Consider the following 19,942-nt stretch of genomic DNA (forward strand, 5'->3'; position numbering starts at 1 on the left):
CCGCTTGCAACAGCGAACGAATCCGGTAACATGCGCCTCGCCTGCCCAGATGGCGGAATTGGTAGACGCGCTAGCTTCAGGTGCTAGTGTCCTAACGGACGTGGAGGTTCAAGTCCTCTTCTGGGCACCATCGGCCTCCCATCGACTTTCGACCGGAGACCAGGGAGTTTACTCCCACGCTCTTTGTCAGCTCGGATCGCTCGTGTTCGCCCAGGTGGCGGAATTGGTAGACGCGCTAGCTTCAGGTGCTAGTGTCCTTATGGACGTGGAGGTTCAAGTCCTCTCCTGGGCACCATCGCACACGCGATGCTCGCGAACACGACGACAACATGATGCGCCCAGGTGGCGGAATTGGTAGACGCGCTAGCTTCAGGTGCTAGTATCCTTACGGATGTGGAGGTTCAAGTCCTCTCCTGGGCACCACTTCTTCTCGCGTCATGCAGACGAGTCGACATTGCAGCCCCACAGGAAACCGCGACGCCATGTTCGCGGTTTTTTTGTGCCCGCCATTCAGAAGCGGCCGGGCAGCCTGGCCACGGCCTCGAGCCCCCAGCCCGCGGCCTCCACCTCGGCCTCCAGTGCCACGGCGGCAGCCTCGGGCAGCTGCGGGAAGAAGTCCAGGCCGGTACGCGCCTCCACCTCATCGATGCTGACCAGGAAGTCGTCCAGCGGCTCGTCGCCGGAGACCCGCTGCGGCATGATGAAGGCCAGCGCCCGGGGCTCATCCCCCGGCACCACCAGGATCTTGTAGAAGGCCTCGGGCACCTCGACCAGGCCGACCCGGTTGAGCGCGTTGTCGCGAAACGGCACCGGGAAGACCGGGCCGGTGATCACCTGAAGGGTACCGAAGCGTGGCACGAAGCGATCCATCACCACTTCTTCCAGGCGCTGCCAGAGGCGCCGGTTGAGCTCCGGCCGCTGGGGTGACATGTTGCTCATCAGGAAGGTGTCGCGCTGCGCCGCCCGGCCATGGACCGCGGCGATGGCATAGTTGGGGGCGAGATGCCCCCGGTCATAGCCGCTCCCGAAGTAGCTGTCCGGCGAGATCGGCCACAGGGCCCGCCAGTCGCGCCGGAAGCCCGGGCGCGGCCCGATACCCGGGTCGTCGATCTCACGCAGCAGGTAGCTGACCCACAGCGGATTGACCCGCACGTCGGACCAGCCCACCAGGAAACCGTCGTTGCGCAGCACGCGATGGAAGCTCAGCGGAGTAAGCTCTTGCCAGGTGGTGACACCCTGCCAGCTGAGCCCGTCGCGCAGCTCGCGCTCCTGGAAGTGCCAGAGCCCGGTGGCCACCGCCACGAACAGCGCCGTGATGCCGATACGACGCACCTGACGGCGCCAGCGGTTGGCGACGCGCCTTCGTCTTGCTGCCATGCCTGACCCTTCCCTGTCCGATCATCTGGCGGGCGCGGGGCCCGACGTCCCCTCACCAGCCCAGCGAGAACATGGTCTCCAGGTCGTGCCGGGAGTGGACCTGCATGGCATTGAGGGTCTCGGTGTCGCGAATGCCCTCGACGGCGTTGAGGCGTCCGGTCACCAGATCCGCGAGGCTCTCGAAGTCAGGGGTGCGCGCGATGGCCACCAGGTCATAGCGACCACAGGTGGAATAGACTTCGCTGATTCCCTCGACATCGGCCAACCGCTCGGCCACGGCCTTCACCTGGCCCTTCTCGGCATTGATCAGAATCACCGCGTTCTGCATCGGACTTCTCCCTGCTCTGGGCGCTTGCGCGCGTCTCGTTCTGCGGTCGACCGGGTGGCCACCGCAGCTGGCGCGAGTATAGCAGCGCCGCCGAGGTCGCTGAACCGAGGGGACTCCCGCGAGCACCGGGGGTTCTCCTCCCTGGCGGGGGCCTGCGCGGCGGATTGCCGCACAGGCCCCGGCCGGTTCGCGATCCACCCATCAGTTTACTATCATTGAGCGAACGAACTGTGCAGAGACGCGCCTGTCGGATCAAGAGGTGGCTCGACCACCCGCCCAGAAGAAACGGGCACCCCGAGTGCCCCACCGTGACCCCAAGACCGTGATGAGAAGGAGAGACCATGGCCGACCATAGCCGTCGTGACTTCATGCGCAATAGCCTGCTGGGCCTGGCCGCCCTGCCCCTCGGCGCTGGCATCCTGTCGAAGAGCGCCTTCGCCCAGGACCTGCCGCGGCTCGACCCGAGCTCCGACCAGGCCCAGGCCCTTAACTACGTCGAGAACGCCAGCGACGCCAGCGACCATCCGGCCTACGAGGAGGGCGAGCAGTGCAGCGGCTGCATGTTCTTCCAGGCCGACAGCCAGGGCTGCCAACTGTTCCCGCAGAACAGCGTCAACCCTCAAGGCTGGTGTCAGTCCTGGACCGCCAAGGCCTGAGCCGAGGCCCGAGGCAGCAACGAACGACCCGCGCCATGGCGCGGGTCGCGTCGTTAGAACGCTTCAATCACGGCGCTCCTCCTCGGGCAGCGGCCAGTGGTAGCGGCGCACCACCTCCTCGTTCTGCACCGACTCCAGCCGCACCGGGAAGCCCCACAGCTGGTGGAGGTGGCGGATGACCGGATAGACGCTGCGCGCCAGCGGACGCCGACTGTCCTGAACGTGGCGCAGGGTCAGCGAGCGGTCGCCGCGGATGTCCGCCGAGTAGACCTGGACATTGGGTTCACGCACCGCCAGCGCGTACTGGGTGGCGAGGGACTCGCGAATGCGCCGATAGCCGCGCTCGTCATGGATCGCCGCCACCTCCAGCATCTCCTCCTGGTCGTCGTCGACCACCATGAACAGCTTGAGGTCGCGGATCACCTTGGGCGACAGGAACTGCTGGATGAAGGATTCGTCCTTGAAGTTCTTCATGGCAAAATGCACCGCCTCCAGCCAATCGCTTCCGGCAGTGTCGGGGAACCATTCGCGATCCTCCTCGGTGGGGTCCTGGCAGATGCGCCTGATGTCGCCGAACATAGCGAAGCCCAGCGCGTAGGGGTTGATGCCGCTGAAGTAGGGACTGTCGAAGGCCGGCTGGTTGACCACCGCGGTATGCGACTGCAGGAACTCCAGCATCAACCCTTCATCCACCAGGCCTTCATCAAAGAGCCGGTTCATCAGGGTGTAGTGCCAGAAGGTCGCCCAGCCCTCGTTCATCACCTGGGTCTGGCGTTGGGGATAGAAGTACTGGGCCAGCTTGCGCACGATGCGCACCACCTCGCGCTGCCAGGGGGCCAGCAGCGGGGCGTTCTTCTCGATGAAATAGAGCAGGTTCTCCTGAGGCTCCGGGGGATAGCGACCGCCCCCGTGCAGGCCCAGCGGGTCCTCCTCGTCGGCCATGCCGGGCAGGGCATCGCCGTGCGGGCGGCCCGGGATGGTGCGCCACAGGGTGTTGACCTGGGCCTGGAGGTGCAGCTCGCGCTCCTTCTGGCGCCGCGCCTCCTCGGCGGCGGAGACCGGCGAGGGGCGTTTGTAGCGGTCGACGCCATAGTTCTGCAGGGCGTGGCAGGCATCCAGCAGCTGTTCCACCGCGGCCACGCCGTGGCGCTCCTCGCACTCGCTAATGTATTTCCGGGCGAACACCAGGTAGTCGACGATGGAGGAGGCGTCCGTCCAGGTGCGGAACAGGTAGTTGCCCTTGAAGAAGGAGTTGTGGCCATAACAGGCATGGGCCATGACCAGCACCTGCATCATCAGGGTGTTCTCCTCCATCAGGTAGGCGATGCAGGGGTCGGAGTTGATCACCAGCTCGTAGGCGAGCCCCATCTGGCCACGGCGATAGGCCTGCTCCACGGCCAGGAACTGCTTGCCGAAGGACCAGTGGTGATAGCCCACCGGCATGCCCACGCTGGCATAGGCGTCCATCATCTGCTCGGTGGTGATGACCTCGATCTGGTTGGGATAGGTATCCAGGCGATACTCGTCCGCCAGGCGTGCAATCTCCTCCTCGAAGGCATCGAGAATCTCGAAGTTCCAGTCGGAGCCGGTCGCGATGGGCTTGCGTCGGGTCATGCTGCCTCCTCGGGCCGCCTGCTCTGGTGGTCAAGTGCTGGCAATGCGGCGCTTGAACAGCTCGCGAAAGACCGGATAGATGTCCCCGGCCTCGACGATCTGGCGCATGGCGAAGCGCTCGGCATACTCGGCCTCCACCCTCTCGTACTCCTCCCACAGCGCCTGGTGGGCATGGGGGGTGATTTCCACGTAGGTGAAGTACTGCAGCCGCGGCATCAGGCGTTCGACAAGCAGCTCGCGACAGGTGATGGAGTCGTCGTCCCAGTTGTCGCCGTCCGAGGCCTGCGCCACATAGAGGTTCCACTGCCCGGGCGGGTAGCGCGCCTCGATAATCTGGTCGACCAGCGTCAGGGCGCTGGAGACGATGGTGCCGCCGGTCTCGCGGGAATAGAAGAACTCCTCCTCGTCGACCTCCTTGGCCGCGGTATGGTGGCGGACGAAGACCAGCTCGACCTTCTGATAATTGCGCTCGAGGAAGAGATAGAGCAGCAGGAAGAAGCGCTTGGCGATGTCCTTGTGGGCCTGGGTCATGGACCCCGAGACGTCCATCACGCAGAACATCACCGCCTTGCTCGAGGGCTGAGGTTGGTCGACCAGGTTGTTGTAGCGCAGGTCGTAGGTATCGATGAAGGGCACCGCCTCCAGGCGCTTCTCGAGGCGCTCGATCTCCGCTTTGAGCTCGGCGATACGGGCGGGGTGGCGCAGCACCGGATCCTTACCCTCCTCTTCGGCCAGTGCCTCCGTGGCCTCGCGCAGGGCCCGGCGGATCGGCGCGCGCATGGCGATGCGCCGGGCCTGGGCCTCGCGCATGGAGCGCACGATGTTGATGCGCGCCGGCACCCCGTGACGGGAGACCCCCGCGCGCACCGGGCGCACTTCATCGAGGTCCACCAGGTTCTTGCGCTCCAGGTGGGGCAGCTCCAAGCCTTCGAAGACGAAGTCGAGGAACTCCTCGCGGCTGAGGGTGAAGGCGAACTCGTCCATGCCCTCGCCCTGGTTGGAGGCACCGCCCTCCCCGGCACCGTCGCCGCCGCCCCCGCCGACGGGGCGGCGCAGCCGGTCCCCCTCGACGAACTCCTTGTTGCCCGGCGCGATGATGGCGCGCTTGCCCCCCGGTCCGTGCTGGAAGACCGGCTCGGAGATGTCCCGGGCGGGAATCGAGACCTTCTCGCCGCGCTCCATGTCGGTGATCGAGCGACGGTTCACCGCCTCCTCGACCGAGCGCTTGATATGGGTGCGATAGCGGTCGAGAAAGCGCTGGCGATTGACCGCGCTCTTGTGCTTGGCATTGGCTCGACGATCGATGAAATAGGTCATGACGACCTCCTCGGCCTACTGCGACTTGCGTACCCGCAGGTACCACTCGGAGAGCAGGCGAACCTGCTTCTCGGTGTAGCCGCGGTCGACCATGCGTGCCACGAAGTCCTCGTGCTTCTTCTGATCCGCCGTCGAAGCCTTGGCGTTGAAGGAGATCACCGGCAGCAGCTCCTCGGTGTTGGCGAACATCTTGTGCTCGATCACCCCCCGCAGCTTCTCGTAGGACTGCCAACTGGGGTTCATGCCGTTGTTCTGGGCACGCGCCCGCAGCACGAAGTTGACCACCTCGTGGCGAAAATCCTTGGGATTGGAGATGCCCGCCGGCTTCTCGATCTTCTCCAGCTCCTCGTTGAGGGCCTGGCGGTCGAGGAACTCGCCGGTCTCGGGGTCGCGGTACTCCTGGTCCTGAATCCAGAAGTCGGCGTAGGTGACGTAGCGGTCGAAGATGTTCTGGCCGTACTCGGAATAGGACTCGAGATAGGCCGTCTGGATCTCCTTGCCGATGAAGTCGACATAGCGCGGGGCCAGGAACTCCTTGATGAAGCGCAGGTAGCGCTCGAAGGTCTCCCGGGGGAGCTGCTCCTGTTCCAGGCGCTGCTCGAGCACGTAGAGCAGGTGCACCGGGTTCGCCGCCACCTCATGGTTGTCGAAGTTGAACACCTTGGAGAGGATCTTGAAGGCGAAGCGCGTCGATAGCCCCTCCATGCCCTCGTCGACCCCGGCCGCATCGCGGTACTCCTGGATCGACTTGGCCTTGGGATCGGTGTCCTTGAGGTTCTCGCCGTCGTAGACCCGCATCTTGGAATAGATGCTCGAATTCTCCGGCTCCTTGAGCCGCGAGAGCACCGAGAACTGGGCCAGCATGCGCAGGGTATCCGGCGCACAGGGCGCCTCGGCCAGCGAGGAGTGCTCGAGCAGTTTCTTGTAGATGTTGATCTCTTCGGAAACGCGCAGACAGTAGGGGACCTTGACCATGTAGACCCGGTCGAGGAAGGCCTCGTTGTTGCGGTTGTTGCGGAAGGTCTGCCACTCGCTCTCGTTGGAGTGGGCCAGCACCACGCCGTCGAAGGGGATCGCTCCCATGCCCTCGGTGGGGTTGTAGTTGCCCTCCTGGGTCGCCGTCAGCAGCGGATGCAGCACCTTGATCGGCGCCTTGAACATCTCGACGAACTCCATCAGCCCCTGGTTGGCACGGCACAGCCCGCCGGAGAAGCTGTAGGCGTCCGGGTCATCCTGGGAGTAAAGCTCGAGCTGGCGGATATCCACCTTGCCCACCAGCGAAGAGATGTCCTGGTTGTTCTCGTCGCCGGGTTCGGTCTTGGAGATGGCAATCTGGTTGAGCCGCGAAGGATAGAGGCGCACCACCCGGAACTGGGAGATGTCGCCCCCGTACTCCTTGAGACGCTTGGCGGCCCAGGGCGACATCACGCTCTTGAGGTAGCGCTGGGGGATGCCGTACTCCTTCTCCAGCAGTTCGCCATCCTCCTCCGGGGAGAACAGGCCCAGCGGCGACTCGTAGACCGGCGAGTCCTTGATGGCATAGAAGGGCACCTTCTCCATCAGCAGCTTGAGCCGCTCGGCCAGGGATGACTTGCCACCCCCCACCGGCCCCAGCAGATAGAGGATCTGCTTGCGCTCCTCGAGCCCCTGAGCGGCATGGCGGAAGTAGGCGACGATCTGTTCGATGGCCTCCTCCATGCCGTAGAACTCGGCGAAGGCCGGATAGCGGCGGATCACCTTGTTGGAGAAGATGCGGGACAGCCGCGAATCCTTCGCGGTATCGATCACCTCTGGCTCGCCGATGGCCTCCAGCATCCGCTCGGCCGCCGTGGCATAGGCCACGGGCTCCCGGTGGCAGAGCTCTAGATACTCCTGCAGGCTCATCTCTTCCTGCTTGACGCGAGCGAAGCGGTTCTGCACATGATCGAAGATGCTCATCGATGCCTCCTGTATGCCCGGTTCCCCAGCCACTCGACATGGTGGTGACAAGCCAGGGTGGGGTCTCATCAGCGTAGACAGCATCAGCGGATAACGGTTTGCCTCACCAATCAACGCACCCGATCCCTCACCCCTGAGAGCCCGGCGAGTGCCACTCGGTTCATGAGGCATCGCGAAAGATTGAACGCTGAAACGACGCCGCCCGCCGGAGGAGGCCGGCGGGGGGGTCAACGGCGGGCCGTCGCAGGCGGACGGTGTGGTGTCAGAGCCGTGCGGCCAGCCGGGTGCCCTGCTCGATGGCGCGACGGGCATCGAGCTCCGCTGCCGCGTCGGCACCGCCGATGACATGCACGGCCATGCCGGCCGCCTGGAGCGGCGCGAGCAGCTCCCTCACCGGCTCCTGGCCGGCACAGACGACGATGGTATCGACCTCGAGACAGCGTGGTCGTGGTTCGCCATCGATACGGACATGCAGCCCCTCGTCGTCGATGCCGAGATACTCGCAACCGACCAGCGTCTCGACCCCGCGATGCTTGAGCGAGGCCCGGTGTACCCAGCCGGTGGTCTTGCCGAGCCCCTTGCCCGGCTTGCTGGTCTTGCGCTGCAGCAGGACGACCTGCCGAGGCGTCACAGGCCGCTCTGCCGCCTTGAGACCGCCACGATGCGCCACACCGAGATCCACCCCCCACTCGTCGCACCAGGCCGCGACCGACGGCGCGGCGCCGCCGGCGTGGGTCAAGAGCTCCGCCACGTCGAAGCCGATGCCCCCGGCGCCGATGATCGCCACGCGCCGGCCGACCCGCTCGGGATGGGTGATCGCCGTCGGATAGCCGATGACCTTCGGGTGGTCGATACCCGGCAGCGCGAGTCGGCGCGGCCGCACGCCGGTGGCCAGCACTACCGCATCGAAGTCGCGCAGGGCCTGGACATCCGCCTCGATACCCAGCCGAACCGTGACGCCCAGCCTGTCGAGCCTTACCCGGTAGTAGCGCAGGGTCTCATCGAACTCCTCCTTGCCGGGAATCCGCCGCGCATGGTTAAACTGGCCGCCCAGCTCGGTGCCGCGCTCGAACAGGGTCACGGCATGGCCGCGCTCGGCGGCGGTGACCGCGGTGGCAAGCCCGGCGGGGCCGCCGCCCACCACGGCGATGGCCTTCAGCGCAGCGGCCGGGGCGACCACCAGCTCCGTCTCGTGGCAGGCACGCGGATTGACCAGGCAGGAACTCACCCGCCCCAGGAAGACCTGGTCCAGGCAGGCCTGGTTGCAGGCGATGCAGGTATTGATCTCCTCGTGGCGTCCTGCGGCAGCCTTGCTCACCCAGGCCGGGTCGGCCAGGAAGGGGCGCGCCATGGAAACCATGTCGGCGTGCCCCTCGGCGAGCACCCGCTCCGCGACCTCCGGCATGTTGATGCGGTTGGTGGTGATCAGCGGCACCGAGAGCTCGGCCTTCATGCGCCGGGTCACCTCGGTGAAGGCGGCCCGCGGCACGCTGGTGACGATGGTGGGAACACGCGCCTCGTGCCAGCCGATGCCGGTGTTGATCAGGTCGACGCCGGCGGCCTCGAGGGCGCGCCCCAGGGCGACGACTTCCTCGAAGGTGCTGCCCTCTTCCACCAGGTCGATCATCGACAGCCGGAAGATCAGCAGGAAGTCACTGCCCACCGCCCCGCGGATGCGTTTCACGATCTCCACCGGGAAGCGGAGGCGATTCTCGAGGCTGCCTCCCCAGGCATCGTCGCGCTGGTTGGTGCGCGGACAGATGAACTGGTTGATCAGATAGCCCTCCGACCCCATCACCTCGACGCCGTCGTAGCCGGCCTGCCGGGCCAGTGTCGCGCAGCGCACGTAGGCCTCGATGCGCGCCTCGACCTCGTCACTGGCGAGTGCCCGGGGCGTGAAGGGGTTGATGGGGGCCTGGAGCGCCGAGGGCGCCACCAGCTCCGGCGTATAGGCGTAGCGCCCGGCGTGCAGGATCTGCAGGCAGATATGCCCGCCGGCGGCGTGCACGGCCTCGACCACGCCACGGTGCTCCGCCACCTGCTCGGGTCGCTCGAGGGTCGCCGCCCCCTCGAAGACGGCACCCTCGGGATGGGGCGCGATGCCGCCGGTGACGATCAGCCCGACGCCCTCCCGGGCCCGCTCGGCATAGAAGGCCGCCAGCCGCGCGAAGCCGCCTGGCGCCTCCTCGAGGTTGGTGTGCATCGAACCCATCAGCACCCGGTTGGGCAGTGTCAGGTGGCCGACCCTCAGGGGTCGGAACAGCTGGGGATAAGCACTCACGGCAGGATCCTCACGGTCGGAACGACGGTCGATTAAAACAACTGTATGATAATCGAGTCGGATGACGCAAAGGATCATCGACCCACGCTGCCGGGGCAAGGATAAACGCCTGGAACCAACGAGACAGCCCCGAGACCTGAAAGGCCTCGGGGCTGAAGAATTCGTATGCAGATGGCGGACCGGACGGGACTCGAACCCGCGACCTCCGGCGTGACAGGCCGGCATTCTAACCAACTGAACTACCGGTCCGCGTGGTGGGTGATACCGGACTCGAACCAGTGACCCCCAGCATGTGAGGCTGGTGCTCTAACCAACTGAGCTAATCACCCACGCGTTACTGCAAACTTGCTGCTGTCGTGATGCCATCATGGCGGACCGGACGGGACTCGAACCCGCGACCTCCGGCGTGACAGGCCGGCATTCTAACCAACTGAACTACCGGTCCGCAAGATGACTTGCGACAGGGAAGACGATGGCGGACCGGACGGGACTCGAACCCGCGACCTCCGGCGTGACAGGCCGGCATTCTAACCAACTGAACTACCGGTCCGCTGCTATCTTCCTGCGACATGATCGGGCATCGCCAAAGCGATGGTGGGTGGTACAGGGTTCGAACCTGTGACCCCCAGCTTGTAAGGCTGGTGCTCTCCCAGCTGAGCTAACCACCCCCGGTCACGTGGCGCTGAATACTACAGGAGCTCCGACCAATGTCAACGCTTTTCGCGTCGCCGCCAGGGCACACCCGTGAACGAAGAACCACAGACCTTTCATCGACTTGCCCGCACCGTCCGCGACACGGAGTTTCAGGCGTGGGCGGTCATGAAGGCGGCGATCGCCGCCGCCCCCTCGTCGATCAGTGCCGTCTGGGTCCTGCCCGAGGCGCGACGCGGCTTCCAGTCATGGTCGCCGTCCTCGAGCCAGTGCAGCCGTGTCGTAGCGGGGAGCTCATAGCCCGCCACCTCGTCACGGGTCCCGAAGGGATCTCGACTGCCCTGCACCACGAGGGTCGGACAGCCCAGCAGCGGCCAGTGAGCGAGCCGCAGGCGCTCGGGCTTGCCGGGCGGATGGAAGGGGTAGCCGCACAGCACCAGGCCGGGGGCACCATCACGGGCCGCCAGCAGACTGGCGACACGCCCGCCCATCGACTTGCCACCCAGCCAGGGTGGCGGAAGGTCGTGGTGCGACACACTGTCGCACCAGTGGACCAGCTCATCGACCAGGCGATCGACCCTCGGCGGCGGTCGCCGCCGACCTTCGCGGCGCATCTGCTGCAGGTAGGCGAACTCGATGGCCAATGTCTGGACCCCCACTCCGGCCAGTGCATCACGCAACCGTTGCAGAAAGGTTGAATCCTGCCCAGAACCGGCGCCATGGGCCATCAGCAGCCGGCCCACCCGGCACTCCCCACGCACTTCCAGGGGGCCGAGCCCCTGGATATTCCAGCCACCGGACTCACCATCCCGCAGCAATCGATGCAGGGTCTCGCGGTCGATGGGCGGCAAATCCCGACAAAAATAGTCTGACAATTTCAGCCTCTTCGCGTTCATGAATCAATACATTGGCGTGTTCAGCTTGCTGTAAGCCTGCGCTAGAATCAGCATTGGTTATAGACCTGCATCATCCTGCGGAGGTCACCCCGAGGCAGAATGCCGCGGGACACCCCCAAACCGCGTTCGATGGGAACCTGACATGAGCACAGCATTTGAACACCCGACCTACAATTACAAGGTAGTTCGGCAGTTCGCGATCATGACGGTGGTGTGGGGCATCGTGGGCATGGCCCTCGGCGTCATCATCGCCTCGCAACTGGTATGGCCGGAACTGAACCTGGGACTACCGTGGACGAGCTTCGGCCGCCTGCGCCCGCTCCACACCAACGCCGTGATCTTCGCCTTCGGCGGCTCGGCACTCTTTGCGACCTCGTACTACGTCGTGCAGCGAACCTGCCAGGTGCGTCTGTTCTCGGACAAGCTGGCGGCCTTCACCTTCTGGGGCTGGCAGGCGGTAATCCTCTCCGCGGTGGTCACCCTGCCGCTGGGTTACACCAGCACCAAGGAGTACGCTGAGCTCGAATGGCCGATCGACATCCTGCTGGCCGTGGTCTGGATAAGCTACGCCATCGTCTTCCTGGGGACCATCAAGCTGCGCAAGACCTCCCACATCTACGTGGCCAACTGGTTCTTCGCGGCCTTCATCATCACCGTGGCCGTGCTGCACATCGTCAACAGCGCCTCCATTCCGGTGAGTTCGACCTTCTCCGTCTCCATCTACGCCGGCGCCATCGACGCCATGGTGCAATGGTGGTATGGCCACAATGCGGTGGGCTTCTTCCTGACCGCGGGCTTCCTGGGGATGATGTACTATTTCGTGCCCAAGCAGGCCGAGCGTCCGGTCTACTCCTACCGCCTGTCCATCGTCCACTTCTGGGCGCTGATCATGGTCTACATGTGGGCCGGCCCGCACCACCTGCACTATACCGCCCTGCCCAACTGGACGCAGTCACTCGGCATGGTCCTGTCGATCATCCTGCTCGCCCCCTCCTGGGGTGGCATGATCAACGGCATGATGACCCTCTCCGGCGCCTGGCATAAGCTGCGCACCGACCCGACCCTGCGCTTCATGGTGGTGGCCCTCTCCTTCTACGGCATGTCCACCTTCGAGGGTCCGATGATGGCGGTGAAGACCGTCAACGCCCTCTCCCACTACACCGACTGGACCATCGGTCACGTGCACGCCGGCGCCCTGGGCTGGGTGGCGATGATCACCATCGGCTCCATGTACCACCTGATCCCGCGCCTCTTCGGCCGCACCGAGATGCACTCGGTCAACCTGATCGCCGTGCACTTCTGGCTGGCCACCATCGGCACCGTGCTCTACATCGCCGCCATGTGGGTCAACGGCATCCTGCAGGGGCTGATGTGGCGCGCCGTGAATCCCGACGGCACCCTGATGTACACCTTCGTCGAGTCCGTGGAGGCCAGCGGCCCGGGTTACATCGTGCGCCTGATCGGCGGCCTGTGCTGGGTGACCGGTATGCTGATCATGGCCTTCAACGTCTTCATGACCGTCCGGCGCGGTGAAGGCGCCCGTCAGCCGCTTCCGCAGACTGCCTGAGCCAACCAGGGAACGAGACACCAATGAGACACGAGATCGTCGAAAAGAATGTCGGCCTGCTCGCCATACTGATTCTGGTGGTGATCAGTTTCGCGGGACTGGCCGAGATCGTCCCACTGTTCTTCCAGAAGCAGACGACCGAACCGGTCGAGGGCCTCGAGCCCCTCTCCCCCCTGGAGCTCGCGGGCCGCGGCGTCTTCCGCCGCGAGGGCTGTGTCGGCTGCCATTCGCAGATGGTTCGCCCCTTCCGGGCCGAAACCGAGCGCTACGGCCATTACAGCGTGGCCGGCGAGTCGGTCTACGACCACAACTTCCTGTGGGGCTCCAAGCGCACCGGCCCGGACCTGGCCCGCGTGGGTGGCCGCTACAGCGATGACTGGCACCGCGCCCACCTCTACAACCCCCGCGACGTGGTACCGGAGTCGATCATGCCCGCCTATCCCTGGCTGTTCGAGAACACCCTGAGCGGGGAGCGTATCGCCGGCGAGATGCGCGCCATGCAGATGCTGGGCGTGCCCTACACCGACGAGCAGATTGCCGGCGCCAGCGAGGCCGTGCGCGGCGAGCGCGAGATCACCGCGCTGGTCGCCTTTCTGCAGCAGCTGGGCACCGTGCTCAAGGATTCGCGCTGACCATGGATAACGGGACCGTCAACGGTGTGATCATCATCCTGCTGATCATCGCCTTCGTGGGGCTCACGCTGTGGGCCTACTCGAAGCGACGCAAGCCGGACTTCGACGAAGCAGCCAACCTGCCCTTCGCCGACGAGGATGAGCCGCCGAACCGTGACCAGAGCGCCTCCCGCGAGGCCGATTCCCGACACGACAAGGGAGAGAAGAACACATGAACAATTTTTGGGGTGACTCCCTTTCCAGCTTCTGGAGTGCCTGGATCATCGTCATCACGCTGGGCACCATCGGGATTGCCTTCTGGCTGCTCTTCGCCAACCGCCAGACCGACAAGACCCCGGATGCCGAGGGCAACGTGGGCACCACCGGCCACGCCGCCGACGGGATCGAGGAGTACGACAACCCGCTGCCGCGCTGGTGGTTCCAGCTCTACGTGGGCACCGTGATCTTCTCGCTGGGCTACCTGGTGCTCTACCCGGGCCTTGGCAACTTCACCGGCCTGCTGGGCTGGAGCCAGGAGGGCCAGTGGGAAGAGGAGGTCACCCGCGCCGAGGAGCGCTTCGGACCGATCTTTGCCCAGTACCAGGAGGTGCCGATCCCGGAACTTTCCCAGGACAACGAGGCCATGCGAGTCGCCGAACGCATCTTCCTCAACAACTGCGCGATCTGCCACGGCTCCAACGCCAAGGGCGGCTACGGCTTCCCCAACCTGACGGACGACGCCTGGCTGTATGGCGGCGCGCCGGAGAACATCGTCCAGACCCTCACCAACGGGCGTAACGGCCTGATGCCCTCCTGGCAGCAGCTGGGCAGCGAGAACATCGAGAACGTCGCCCAGCACGTCCTCTCGCTCTCCGGCAATGCCGAGGACCCGCAGCGCGCCGAGAAAGGGGCCAGCGTGTTCGCCTCGGTGTGCGCCGCCTGCCACACCCCCGACGGCACCGGCAACCAGGCCCTGGGCGCACCCAACCTGACCGACGATGCCTGGCTCTACCAGGCCCCCGGCCAGTCGCTTGGCGACTCGGTGCGCCAGACCCTGCGCAATGGCCGCAATGGCCACATGCCGGCCCAGGCCGCCTACATCGGCGAGGACAAGGTCCACCTCGTCGCTGCCTACGTCTACAGCCTGAGTCGGGAAGACTGAAGCGACGACCTGCGGCAAGAAAGGGTGCGGCCTCCGGTCGCACCCTTTCTCGTTGTGCGGCCACCCCGATACACTATGCGCATCCGCAGCGGTCCCTGCCCGGCCCTGCCCTTCCTTGCCAGCCGTGAGCCTGCCATGAGCGAGAAGATCCCGACCCGCGATGTCACCCCGGATCCCGTGGAGCATCACACGCCGCGGGAAGCGGTCACCCAGCAGATGTACGCCAGCCGGAGCCACATCTACGTGCGCGAGATCAAGGGCGTCTTCCAGCGCCTGCGCCGCGCATCCAACTGGGCCCTGATGCTGGCCTTCTTCCTGCTGCCCTGGGTGCCCTGGGGCGACCGTCCGGCGATCTGGTTCGACCTGCCGGGACGCGAGTTCCATATCTTCTCGGCGACCTTCTATCCCCAGGAATTCATGCTGCTCTCCTGGCTGCTGATCATCTGTGCCTTCGGCCTGTTCTTCATCACGGTGTTCGCTGGCCGCGTCTGGTGCGGCTACACCTGTCCGCAGAGCGTCTGGACCTTCCTGTTCATCTGGGTCGAGCACCGCCTGGAGGGGTCGCGCAACCGTCGCATCAAGCTCGACAGACAGCCGATGACCCCCGACAAGCTGTGGCGCAAGTCCGCCAAGCATGCCATCTGGCTTACGATCGCCCTGGCCACGGGGGTCACCTTCGTCGGTTACTTCACCCCCATCCGCGACCTGGTGGTGGAGCTGCCCACCCTCCAGGCCCACGGCTGGTCGTACTTCTGGGTCGGCTTCTTCCTGGTCTTCACCTACCTCAATGCCGGCTGGCTGCGCGAGCAGGTGTGTATCTACATGTGCCCCTATGCGCGCTTCCAGGGGGTGATGTTCGATGCCGATACCTTGATCGTCTCCTACGACACCGCTCGCGGCGAGCCTCGCGGCCCGCGCAAGAAGAGCCTCGGCCATGAGCAGGCCCGGGCCGCCGGCCACGGCGACTGCATCGACTGCGACCTCTGCGTGCAGGTCTGCCCCACCGGCATCGATATCCGTGACGGCCTGCAGTACGAGTGCATCAGCTGCGCGGCCTGCATCGACGCCTGCGACAGCGTGATGGACAAGATGGGCTATCCCCGCGGGCTGATCCGCTACACCACCGAGAACGCCCTGGAGAGCAAGCCCACCCACATCCTGCGGCCGCGCCTGATGGGCTACCTGGCGGCTCTGTTGGTGATGGTCGGCGTCTTCGCCTGGGCGGTGGCCGACCGCACGCCCCTGGGCTTCGACGTGGAACGCGAACGCAACCAGCTGTACCAGATGACCCGCGACGGACGCATCAGCAACGTCTATACCCTGACCGTGCGCAACCTCGACAATCGGGCGCATGTCTACCGGCTGGAGGCCTCCGGCCTGCCCGGCCTGACCCTGGATACCCACGAGGTCAGCGTGCCGGCCAGCGACTCGCGCCAGCTGGTGGTCCAGGCCAGCGTGCCGCCCGAGGCCATCGACCGGCCCAGCGTCGAGATCATGCTACGACTTGAAGCACAAGATGCCGATATCGCCGTCGAGCGCGACAGCCGCTTCATAGGAGAGACCCGTTGATGAGTGCGGAGCACGAGAGCATCCCGCCCTGGTACAAGCAGTTCTGGCCCTGGTTCCTGATCGGCCTGCTGGCCTCATCGGTGACCTTCAGCATCGTCTACCTGGCGCTGTCGATCCACTTCTACGACGGCACGGTGGAGCAGGACTACTACAAGCAGGGCCTGGCCATCAACAAGCAGCTGGCCAAGCAGGAGCATGCGCGCGACCTGGGTCTCGAGGCGGTGATGCGCGCCGACCCTCGCACCGGGGACATCGTCATTGATCTGCAGGGCGAGCGCCGGCCGGCGCGGCTGTTCCTGGAGCTGATCTTTCCGACCGAGAGCAGCCGAGACCGCTCGCTGATCCTGGAACATATCCGCGACGGGCGCTATGTGACCATGATCGACGAACCGCTGAACTATCGCTGGTACCTGCACCTGCAGCCCGCAAAGGGACAGGATGCCGAATGGCGTCTGACCGGCGAGGCTCACTTCCCCAGCGACGACGAGATCGCCCTGGTTCCCGGCCTCTAGGGCCGGCCGACGAGACACCATGACCCAGAGTCCCCAGACGCCTGACGCGGCCCCCGACTGCTACCACTGCGGCAACCGGGTGCCGGCGGGTGCGCCCTGGTCGATCACCCTGGACGAGGCGCGCCACCCACTCTGCTGCCCCGGCTGCGAGGCCGTGGCCCACGCCATCGTCGATGGCGGCCTGGCGAGCTACTACCGCTTTCGCACCGAGCTGCCCGAGCGACCGGACGACCGCCAGGCGGCCAGCGCCGAGACCTGGACGGTCTTCGATGACCCGGGGCTACAGACACGCTTCGTGCATCCCGAGGGAGACGACGGGGCGGTGCATGCCACCCTGGCCGTGGACGGTATCACCTGTGCGGCCTGTGCCTGGCTGATCGAGCACCGCCTCAATGCCCTGGAGGGGATCACCACCAGCGCCGTCAACCTCACCCATCACCGCCTGCGGGTCAGCTGGGACCCCGAGCGGGTCACCCTGTCGCGGATCCTCGCCGAGATGGCTGCCATCGGCTACCCGGCCCAGCCCTGGGAACCCGATGCGGCGCAGCAGCGCCTGCAGCACGAGGAGCGCATGAACGTGCGCCGACTGATCGTCGCCGCCGTGGGCATGATGCAGGTGATGATGTTCTCGATCCCCATCTACGTGTCCGATCCCGGCGAGATCAGCGCCGACTTCCTCACCCTCTTCCACTGGCTCTCCTTTGCCCTGGCCACCCCGGTGGTGCTGTTCTCGGCCCAGCCCTTCTTCCGCAACGCGCTGCGTGATCTGCGGACCCGGGTACTGGGCATGGACGTGACGGTATCGCTGGCCATCGGCGGCGCCTACCTGGCCAGCGGCTATGCGGTGATCAAAGGCCACGGCGACGTCTATTTCGACTCGGCGACCATGTTCACCTTCTTCCTGCTCTTCGGCCGCTACGTGGAGGGTCGCGCCCGACGCCGCAGTGGGCACAGCGGCAACGCCCTTTCCGGTGCCCTGCCGCTCTCGGCGACCCGCCTCACCGAGGCGGGCGAGGAGCGCATCCTGCCCGCCAGCGAGCTCGCCGCTGGCGACCGGGTGCTGGTCAAGCCCGGCCATGGCGTGCCGGCCGACGGAGTGATCGAGTCCGGCGAGTCGAGCCTCGACGAGTCGATGCTCACCGGCGAGTACCTGCCGGTGAGCCGCGGGATCGGCGATCGCGTGACCGGCGGCAGCCAGAACATCGAGAGCCCGTTGACGGTGCGCGTCACCCACGCCGGCGCCGATGCCCGGGTCGCCAGCATCGTCGATCTCACCGACCGCGCCTTCGCCAGCCGGCCGCGCATCGCCCAATTGGCGGCGCGCATGGCCCACCACTTCGTGCTGCAGGTGCTGCTGATCTCCCTCGGGGTGGCCATCGCCTGGTGGTTCATCGACCCCTCGAGAACCCTCTGGGTGACGCTATCGGTGCTGGTGGTCACCTGTCCCTGCGCCCTGGCGCTGGCCACGCCCACGGCCCTCACCGCCGGCCATGGCCGCCTGCATCGCCGCGGCGTGCTGATCACCCGTGCCGATGCCCTGGAGACGCTGTCGCAGCTCGACCGGGTGATCTTCGACAAGACCGGCACCCTGACCAGCGGCGAGATGAGCCTGGTCGAGACCCGCCCGATCGGCGACCCGGGCAGCGCGCTCGACGCGGGCCGTGCACGCAGTGTGGCGGCCGCCCTGGAGGCCCAGTCGGAACATCCCATCGCGCGCGCCTGGCGGCCCTTCCGCGAGGCCGACGTCACGGCCGACGAGGTGCTCAGCCGACCCGGCCAGGGCCTGGAGGGCAGGATCGACGATCGCCGCTGGCGGCTCGGCAGGCCCGAGTTCGCCGCCCCCGAGGCCCCCCCGGCGCTGCCCGGCGAGGGGCAGTGGCTGCTGCTGGCCGAGGAGGGCCAGCCGCGGGCCTGGTTCGCCCTCCATGACCGCCTCCGGGAGGATGCCCGGGAGACGGTCGTGGCCCTGCAGAGGCGAGGCCTGGCCGTGGAACTGCTCTCCGGCGACACCCCCTCGGCGGTGGCGGACATGGCCCGGCGCCTGGGCATCGATACCTGGCAGGCGGCGGCCACCCCCGAGGACAAGCTGGCCCGCCTCCAGGCCCTGCAGGCCAGCGGCGAACGCGTGGCCATGGTCGGGGACGGCATCAACGACGTGCCGGTACTGGCCGGCGCCGACGTGGCCATCGCCATGAACGGTGCCACCGACCTGGCACGCACCCGCGCCGACGCCGTCTTGCTCGGCCCGCGCCTGGGGCGTATCGTCGAGGCCATCGAGACCGGCCGGGCCACCCGGCGGATCATCCGCCAGAACCTGGCCTGGTCGCTGGTCTACAACATCTCGGCGCTGCCCCTGGCGGCCATGGGGTTCGTGCCTCCCTGGCTGGCGGCCATCGGCATGTCGGCCAGCTCCCTGGTGGTCGTCGGCAATGCCCTGCGCCTGACTCGGGACGCCCCCTCACGCCAGGTCGGCAGCGACGCCACCAGGCTGGTGAACGCATGAACATCCTCTACCTGCTGATCCCCCTCTCACTGATCCTGCTGGGGCTGGCCGTCTGGGCCTTCTTCTGGGCCGTCAAGCACGACCAGTTCGAGGACCTGGAGGGACCCGCCTACCGCATCCTCTTCGACGAGGACGACAACGACCGCCCGAAGGACGACCGGCGACCCCCTGAGCGTGACGCCCCCTGCGACGACGAGGAAGGCCGCGACTGATGAACCCCACCGGCCTCGACCTGCCCCCGCTGGCCGCCGCCTTCGTCTTCGGCCTGCTCGGTGGTGCCCACTGCATCGGCATGTGCGGCGGCATCATGAGCGCCCTGACCTTCGCCGTCCCGCCCAGCATGCGCAGCCCGGCACGCCTCTCCGGGCTGCTGCTGGGCTACAACCTGGGCCGGATCGCCAGCTACATGGTGGCCGGCGCCCTGGTGGCGGGGCTCGGCACCCTGGTCGCCCTCGCCCCCCAGGCGCGCCTGGTTCTCCAGGCCCTGGCCGCGGTGATGCTGATCCTGATGGCCCTCTACATCGCCGACTGGTGGAAGGGGCTGCTGCGAGTCGAGGCCCTGGGGCGCCGGCTCTGGACGCATCTCGAGCCGCTGGGTCGGCGCCTGATGCCGGTGGTACAGGTGCCCCAGGCGGTGGCCCTGGGGGCGGTGTGGGGCTGGCTGCCCTGCGGGCTGGTCTACTCCATGCTCGCCTGGAGCCTGGCCATCGCCGAACCCTGGCGCGGCGCCGCCCTGATGGGTGCCTTCGGCCTCGGCACCCTGCCGGCCCTGCTGGCCACCGGGCTGGCCGCCCGCCAGCTCGGCACCCTGATCCGCCACCCGGCCACCCGGACGCTGGCCGCGCTGTCGATCATCGCCTTCGCCCTCTGGCAGCTGTGGACGCTGCTGCGCGCCTCGGTGGGCCACTGACCCCCGACGCGATTCCCGCTTCGCTTGACGCAGCTCAACGCGGTCCCCGG

17 protein-coding genes and 8 tRNA genes are annotated in these 19,942 nt (G+C 66.5%); 13 read left to right on the forward strand and 12 right to left on the reverse strand.

What is annotated here, in order from left to right; translation table 11 throughout:
• Positions 1 to 43: 43 nt before the first annotated feature.
• The 3 genes from OP497_RS01745 (at position 44) to OP497_RS01755 (ending at position 423) form a co-directional block, all read left to right on the forward strand.
• Positions 44 to 130 (forward strand) — tRNA-Leu (locus OP497_RS01745).
• 78 nt (positions 131 to 208) lie between these two features.
• A tRNA-Leu gene (locus tag OP497_RS01750) sits at positions 209 to 295 on the forward strand.
• A 41-nt stretch (positions 296 to 336) separates the two neighbouring features.
• A tRNA-Leu gene (locus OP497_RS01755) sits at positions 337 to 423 on the forward strand.
• An 87-nt stretch (positions 424 to 510) separates the two neighbouring features.
• Here the strand turns inward: OP497_RS01755 and OP497_RS01760 are convergent.
• Both OP497_RS01760 and OP497_RS01765 read right to left on the reverse strand, forming a co-directional pair.
• Positions 511 to 1,377, reverse strand: a complete 867-nt coding sequence (locus tag OP497_RS01760) for a DNA/RNA non-specific endonuclease (protein ID WP_280546083.1) — start codon at positions 1,375 to 1,377, stop codon at positions 511 to 513.
• 52 nt (positions 1,378 to 1,429) lie between these two features.
• Complete coding sequence (locus tag OP497_RS01765) at positions 1,430 to 1,705, reverse strand: Lrp/AsnC ligand binding domain-containing protein (RefSeq protein ID WP_280546084.1); 276 nt, start codon at positions 1,703 to 1,705, stop codon at positions 1,430 to 1,432.
• Positions 1,706 to 2,046: 341 nt separating this feature from the next.
• On the opposite strand from OP497_RS01765, the gene OP497_RS01770 reads away from it, so the two are divergent.
• Complete coding sequence (locus OP497_RS01770; protein ID WP_280546085.1) at positions 2,047 to 2,361, forward strand: high-potential iron-sulfur protein; 315 nt, start codon at positions 2,047 to 2,049, stop codon at positions 2,359 to 2,361.
• A 63-nt stretch (positions 2,362 to 2,424) separates the two neighbouring features.
• On the opposite strand, the gene OP497_RS01775 is transcribed toward OP497_RS01770, so the two are convergent.
• From OP497_RS01775 to OP497_RS01820, 10 genes are all read right to left on the reverse strand, one after another.
• Positions 2,425 to 3,975, reverse strand: a complete 1,551-nt coding sequence (locus OP497_RS01775; RefSeq protein WP_280546087.1) for a SpoVR family protein — start codon at positions 3,973 to 3,975, stop codon at positions 2,425 to 2,427.
• A gap of 30 nt (positions 3,976 to 4,005) precedes the next feature.
• A complete protein-coding gene (locus OP497_RS01780) occupies positions 4,006 to 5,292 on the reverse strand; it encodes a YeaH/YhbH family protein (protein WP_280546088.1) in 1,287 nt (428 codons plus the stop codon).
• Positions 5,293 to 5,307: 15 nt separating this feature from the next.
• A complete protein-coding gene (locus OP497_RS01785; protein ID WP_280546089.1) occupies positions 5,308 to 7,230 on the reverse strand; it encodes a PrkA family serine protein kinase in 1,923 nt (640 codons plus the stop codon).
• 262 nt (positions 7,231 to 7,492) lie between these two features.
• A complete protein-coding gene (locus OP497_RS01790; protein WP_280546090.1) occupies positions 7,493 to 9,511 on the reverse strand; it encodes an NADPH-dependent 2,4-dienoyl-CoA reductase in 2,019 nt (672 codons plus the stop codon).
• A 172-nt stretch (positions 9,512 to 9,683) separates the two neighbouring features.
• Positions 9,684 to 9,760: transfer RNA gene (locus OP497_RS01795), tRNA-Asp, on the reverse strand.
• A gap of 3 nt (positions 9,761 to 9,763) precedes the next feature.
• Positions 9,764 to 9,840, reverse strand: a tRNA-Val gene (locus tag OP497_RS01800).
• A gap of 39 nt (positions 9,841 to 9,879) precedes the next feature.
• Positions 9,880 to 9,956: transfer RNA gene (locus OP497_RS01805), tRNA-Asp, on the reverse strand.
• Between the two features lie 28 nt (positions 9,957 to 9,984).
• Positions 9,985 to 10,061 (reverse strand) — tRNA-Asp (locus OP497_RS01810).
• A gap of 42 nt (positions 10,062 to 10,103) precedes the next feature.
• Positions 10,104 to 10,179 (reverse strand) — tRNA-Val (locus tag OP497_RS01815).
• A gap of 135 nt (positions 10,180 to 10,314) precedes the next feature.
• On the reverse strand, positions 10,315 to 11,037 hold the full coding sequence (locus OP497_RS01820; RefSeq protein WP_280546091.1) for an alpha/beta family hydrolase: 723 nt from the start codon (positions 11,035 to 11,037) through the stop codon (positions 10,315 to 10,317).
• Positions 11,038 to 11,200: 163 nt separating this feature from the next.
• On the opposite strand from OP497_RS01820, the gene ccoN reads away from it, so the two are divergent.
• The 9 genes from ccoN to OP497_RS01865 all read left to right on the forward strand — a co-directional run bounded on the left by ccoN (position 11,201) and on the right by OP497_RS01865 (position 19,892).
• Positions 11,201 to 12,625, forward strand: coding sequence for a cytochrome-c oxidase, cbb3-type subunit I (ccoN, locus tag OP497_RS01825; protein ID WP_280546093.1), 1,425 nt, complete (start codon positions 11,201 to 11,203; stop codon positions 12,623 to 12,625).
• 23 nt (positions 12,626 to 12,648) lie between these two features.
• The gene (gene ccoO / locus OP497_RS01830) at positions 12,649 to 13,257 is read left to right on the forward strand and encodes a cytochrome-c oxidase, cbb3-type subunit II (RefSeq protein ID WP_280546094.1); all 609 of its coding nucleotides are present in this window, start codon (positions 12,649 to 12,651) and stop codon (positions 13,255 to 13,257) included.
• 2 nt (positions 13,258 to 13,259) lie between these two features.
• Positions 13,260 to 13,472, forward strand: a complete 213-nt coding sequence (locus OP497_RS01835) for a cbb3-type cytochrome c oxidase subunit 3 (RefSeq protein ID WP_280546095.1) — start codon at positions 13,260 to 13,262, stop codon at positions 13,470 to 13,472.
• A complete protein-coding gene (gene ccoP, locus OP497_RS01840) occupies positions 13,469 to 14,398 on the forward strand; it encodes a cytochrome-c oxidase, cbb3-type subunit III (RefSeq protein ID WP_280546096.1) in 930 nt (309 codons plus the stop codon). Before OP497_RS01835 ends, ccoP begins: the two co-directional genes overlap by 4 nt.
• A 135-nt stretch (positions 14,399 to 14,533) precedes the next feature.
• Positions 14,534 to 15,967, forward strand: coding sequence for a cytochrome c oxidase accessory protein CcoG (ccoG, locus tag OP497_RS01845; protein WP_280546097.1), 1,434 nt, complete (start codon positions 14,534 to 14,536; stop codon positions 15,965 to 15,967).
• Positions 15,967 to 16,479 (forward strand): FixH family protein, encoded by a 513-nt coding sequence (locus OP497_RS01850; protein ID WP_280546098.1) that lies wholly within the window; start codon positions 15,967 to 15,969, stop codon positions 16,477 to 16,479. Before ccoG ends, OP497_RS01850 begins: the two co-directional genes overlap by 1 nt.
• Before the next feature lie 19 nt (positions 16,480 to 16,498).
• A complete protein-coding gene (locus OP497_RS01855; protein WP_280546100.1) occupies positions 16,499 to 18,982 on the forward strand; it encodes a heavy metal translocating P-type ATPase in 2,484 nt (827 codons plus the stop codon).
• Entirely contained in the window at positions 18,979 to 19,194 is a 216-nt protein-coding gene (gene ccoS / locus OP497_RS01860; protein ID WP_280546102.1) for a cbb3-type cytochrome oxidase assembly protein CcoS, read from the forward strand. The genes OP497_RS01855 and ccoS overlap by 4 nt, the downstream gene beginning before the upstream one ends.
• Positions 19,194 to 19,892 carry a sulfite exporter TauE/SafE family protein gene (locus tag OP497_RS01865; RefSeq protein WP_280546103.1) on the forward strand — a complete coding sequence of 233 codons (699 nt, stop codon included), beginning with the start codon at positions 19,194 to 19,196 and terminating at the stop codon, positions 19,890 to 19,892. Before ccoS ends, OP497_RS01865 begins: the two co-directional genes overlap by 1 nt.
• Positions 19,893 to 19,942 lie beyond the last annotated feature (50 nt).

Source organism: Halomonas sp. 11-S5 (genome assembly GCF_029889825.1).
Lineage (GTDB): Bacteria > Pseudomonadota > Gammaproteobacteria > Pseudomonadales > Halomonadaceae > Halomonas.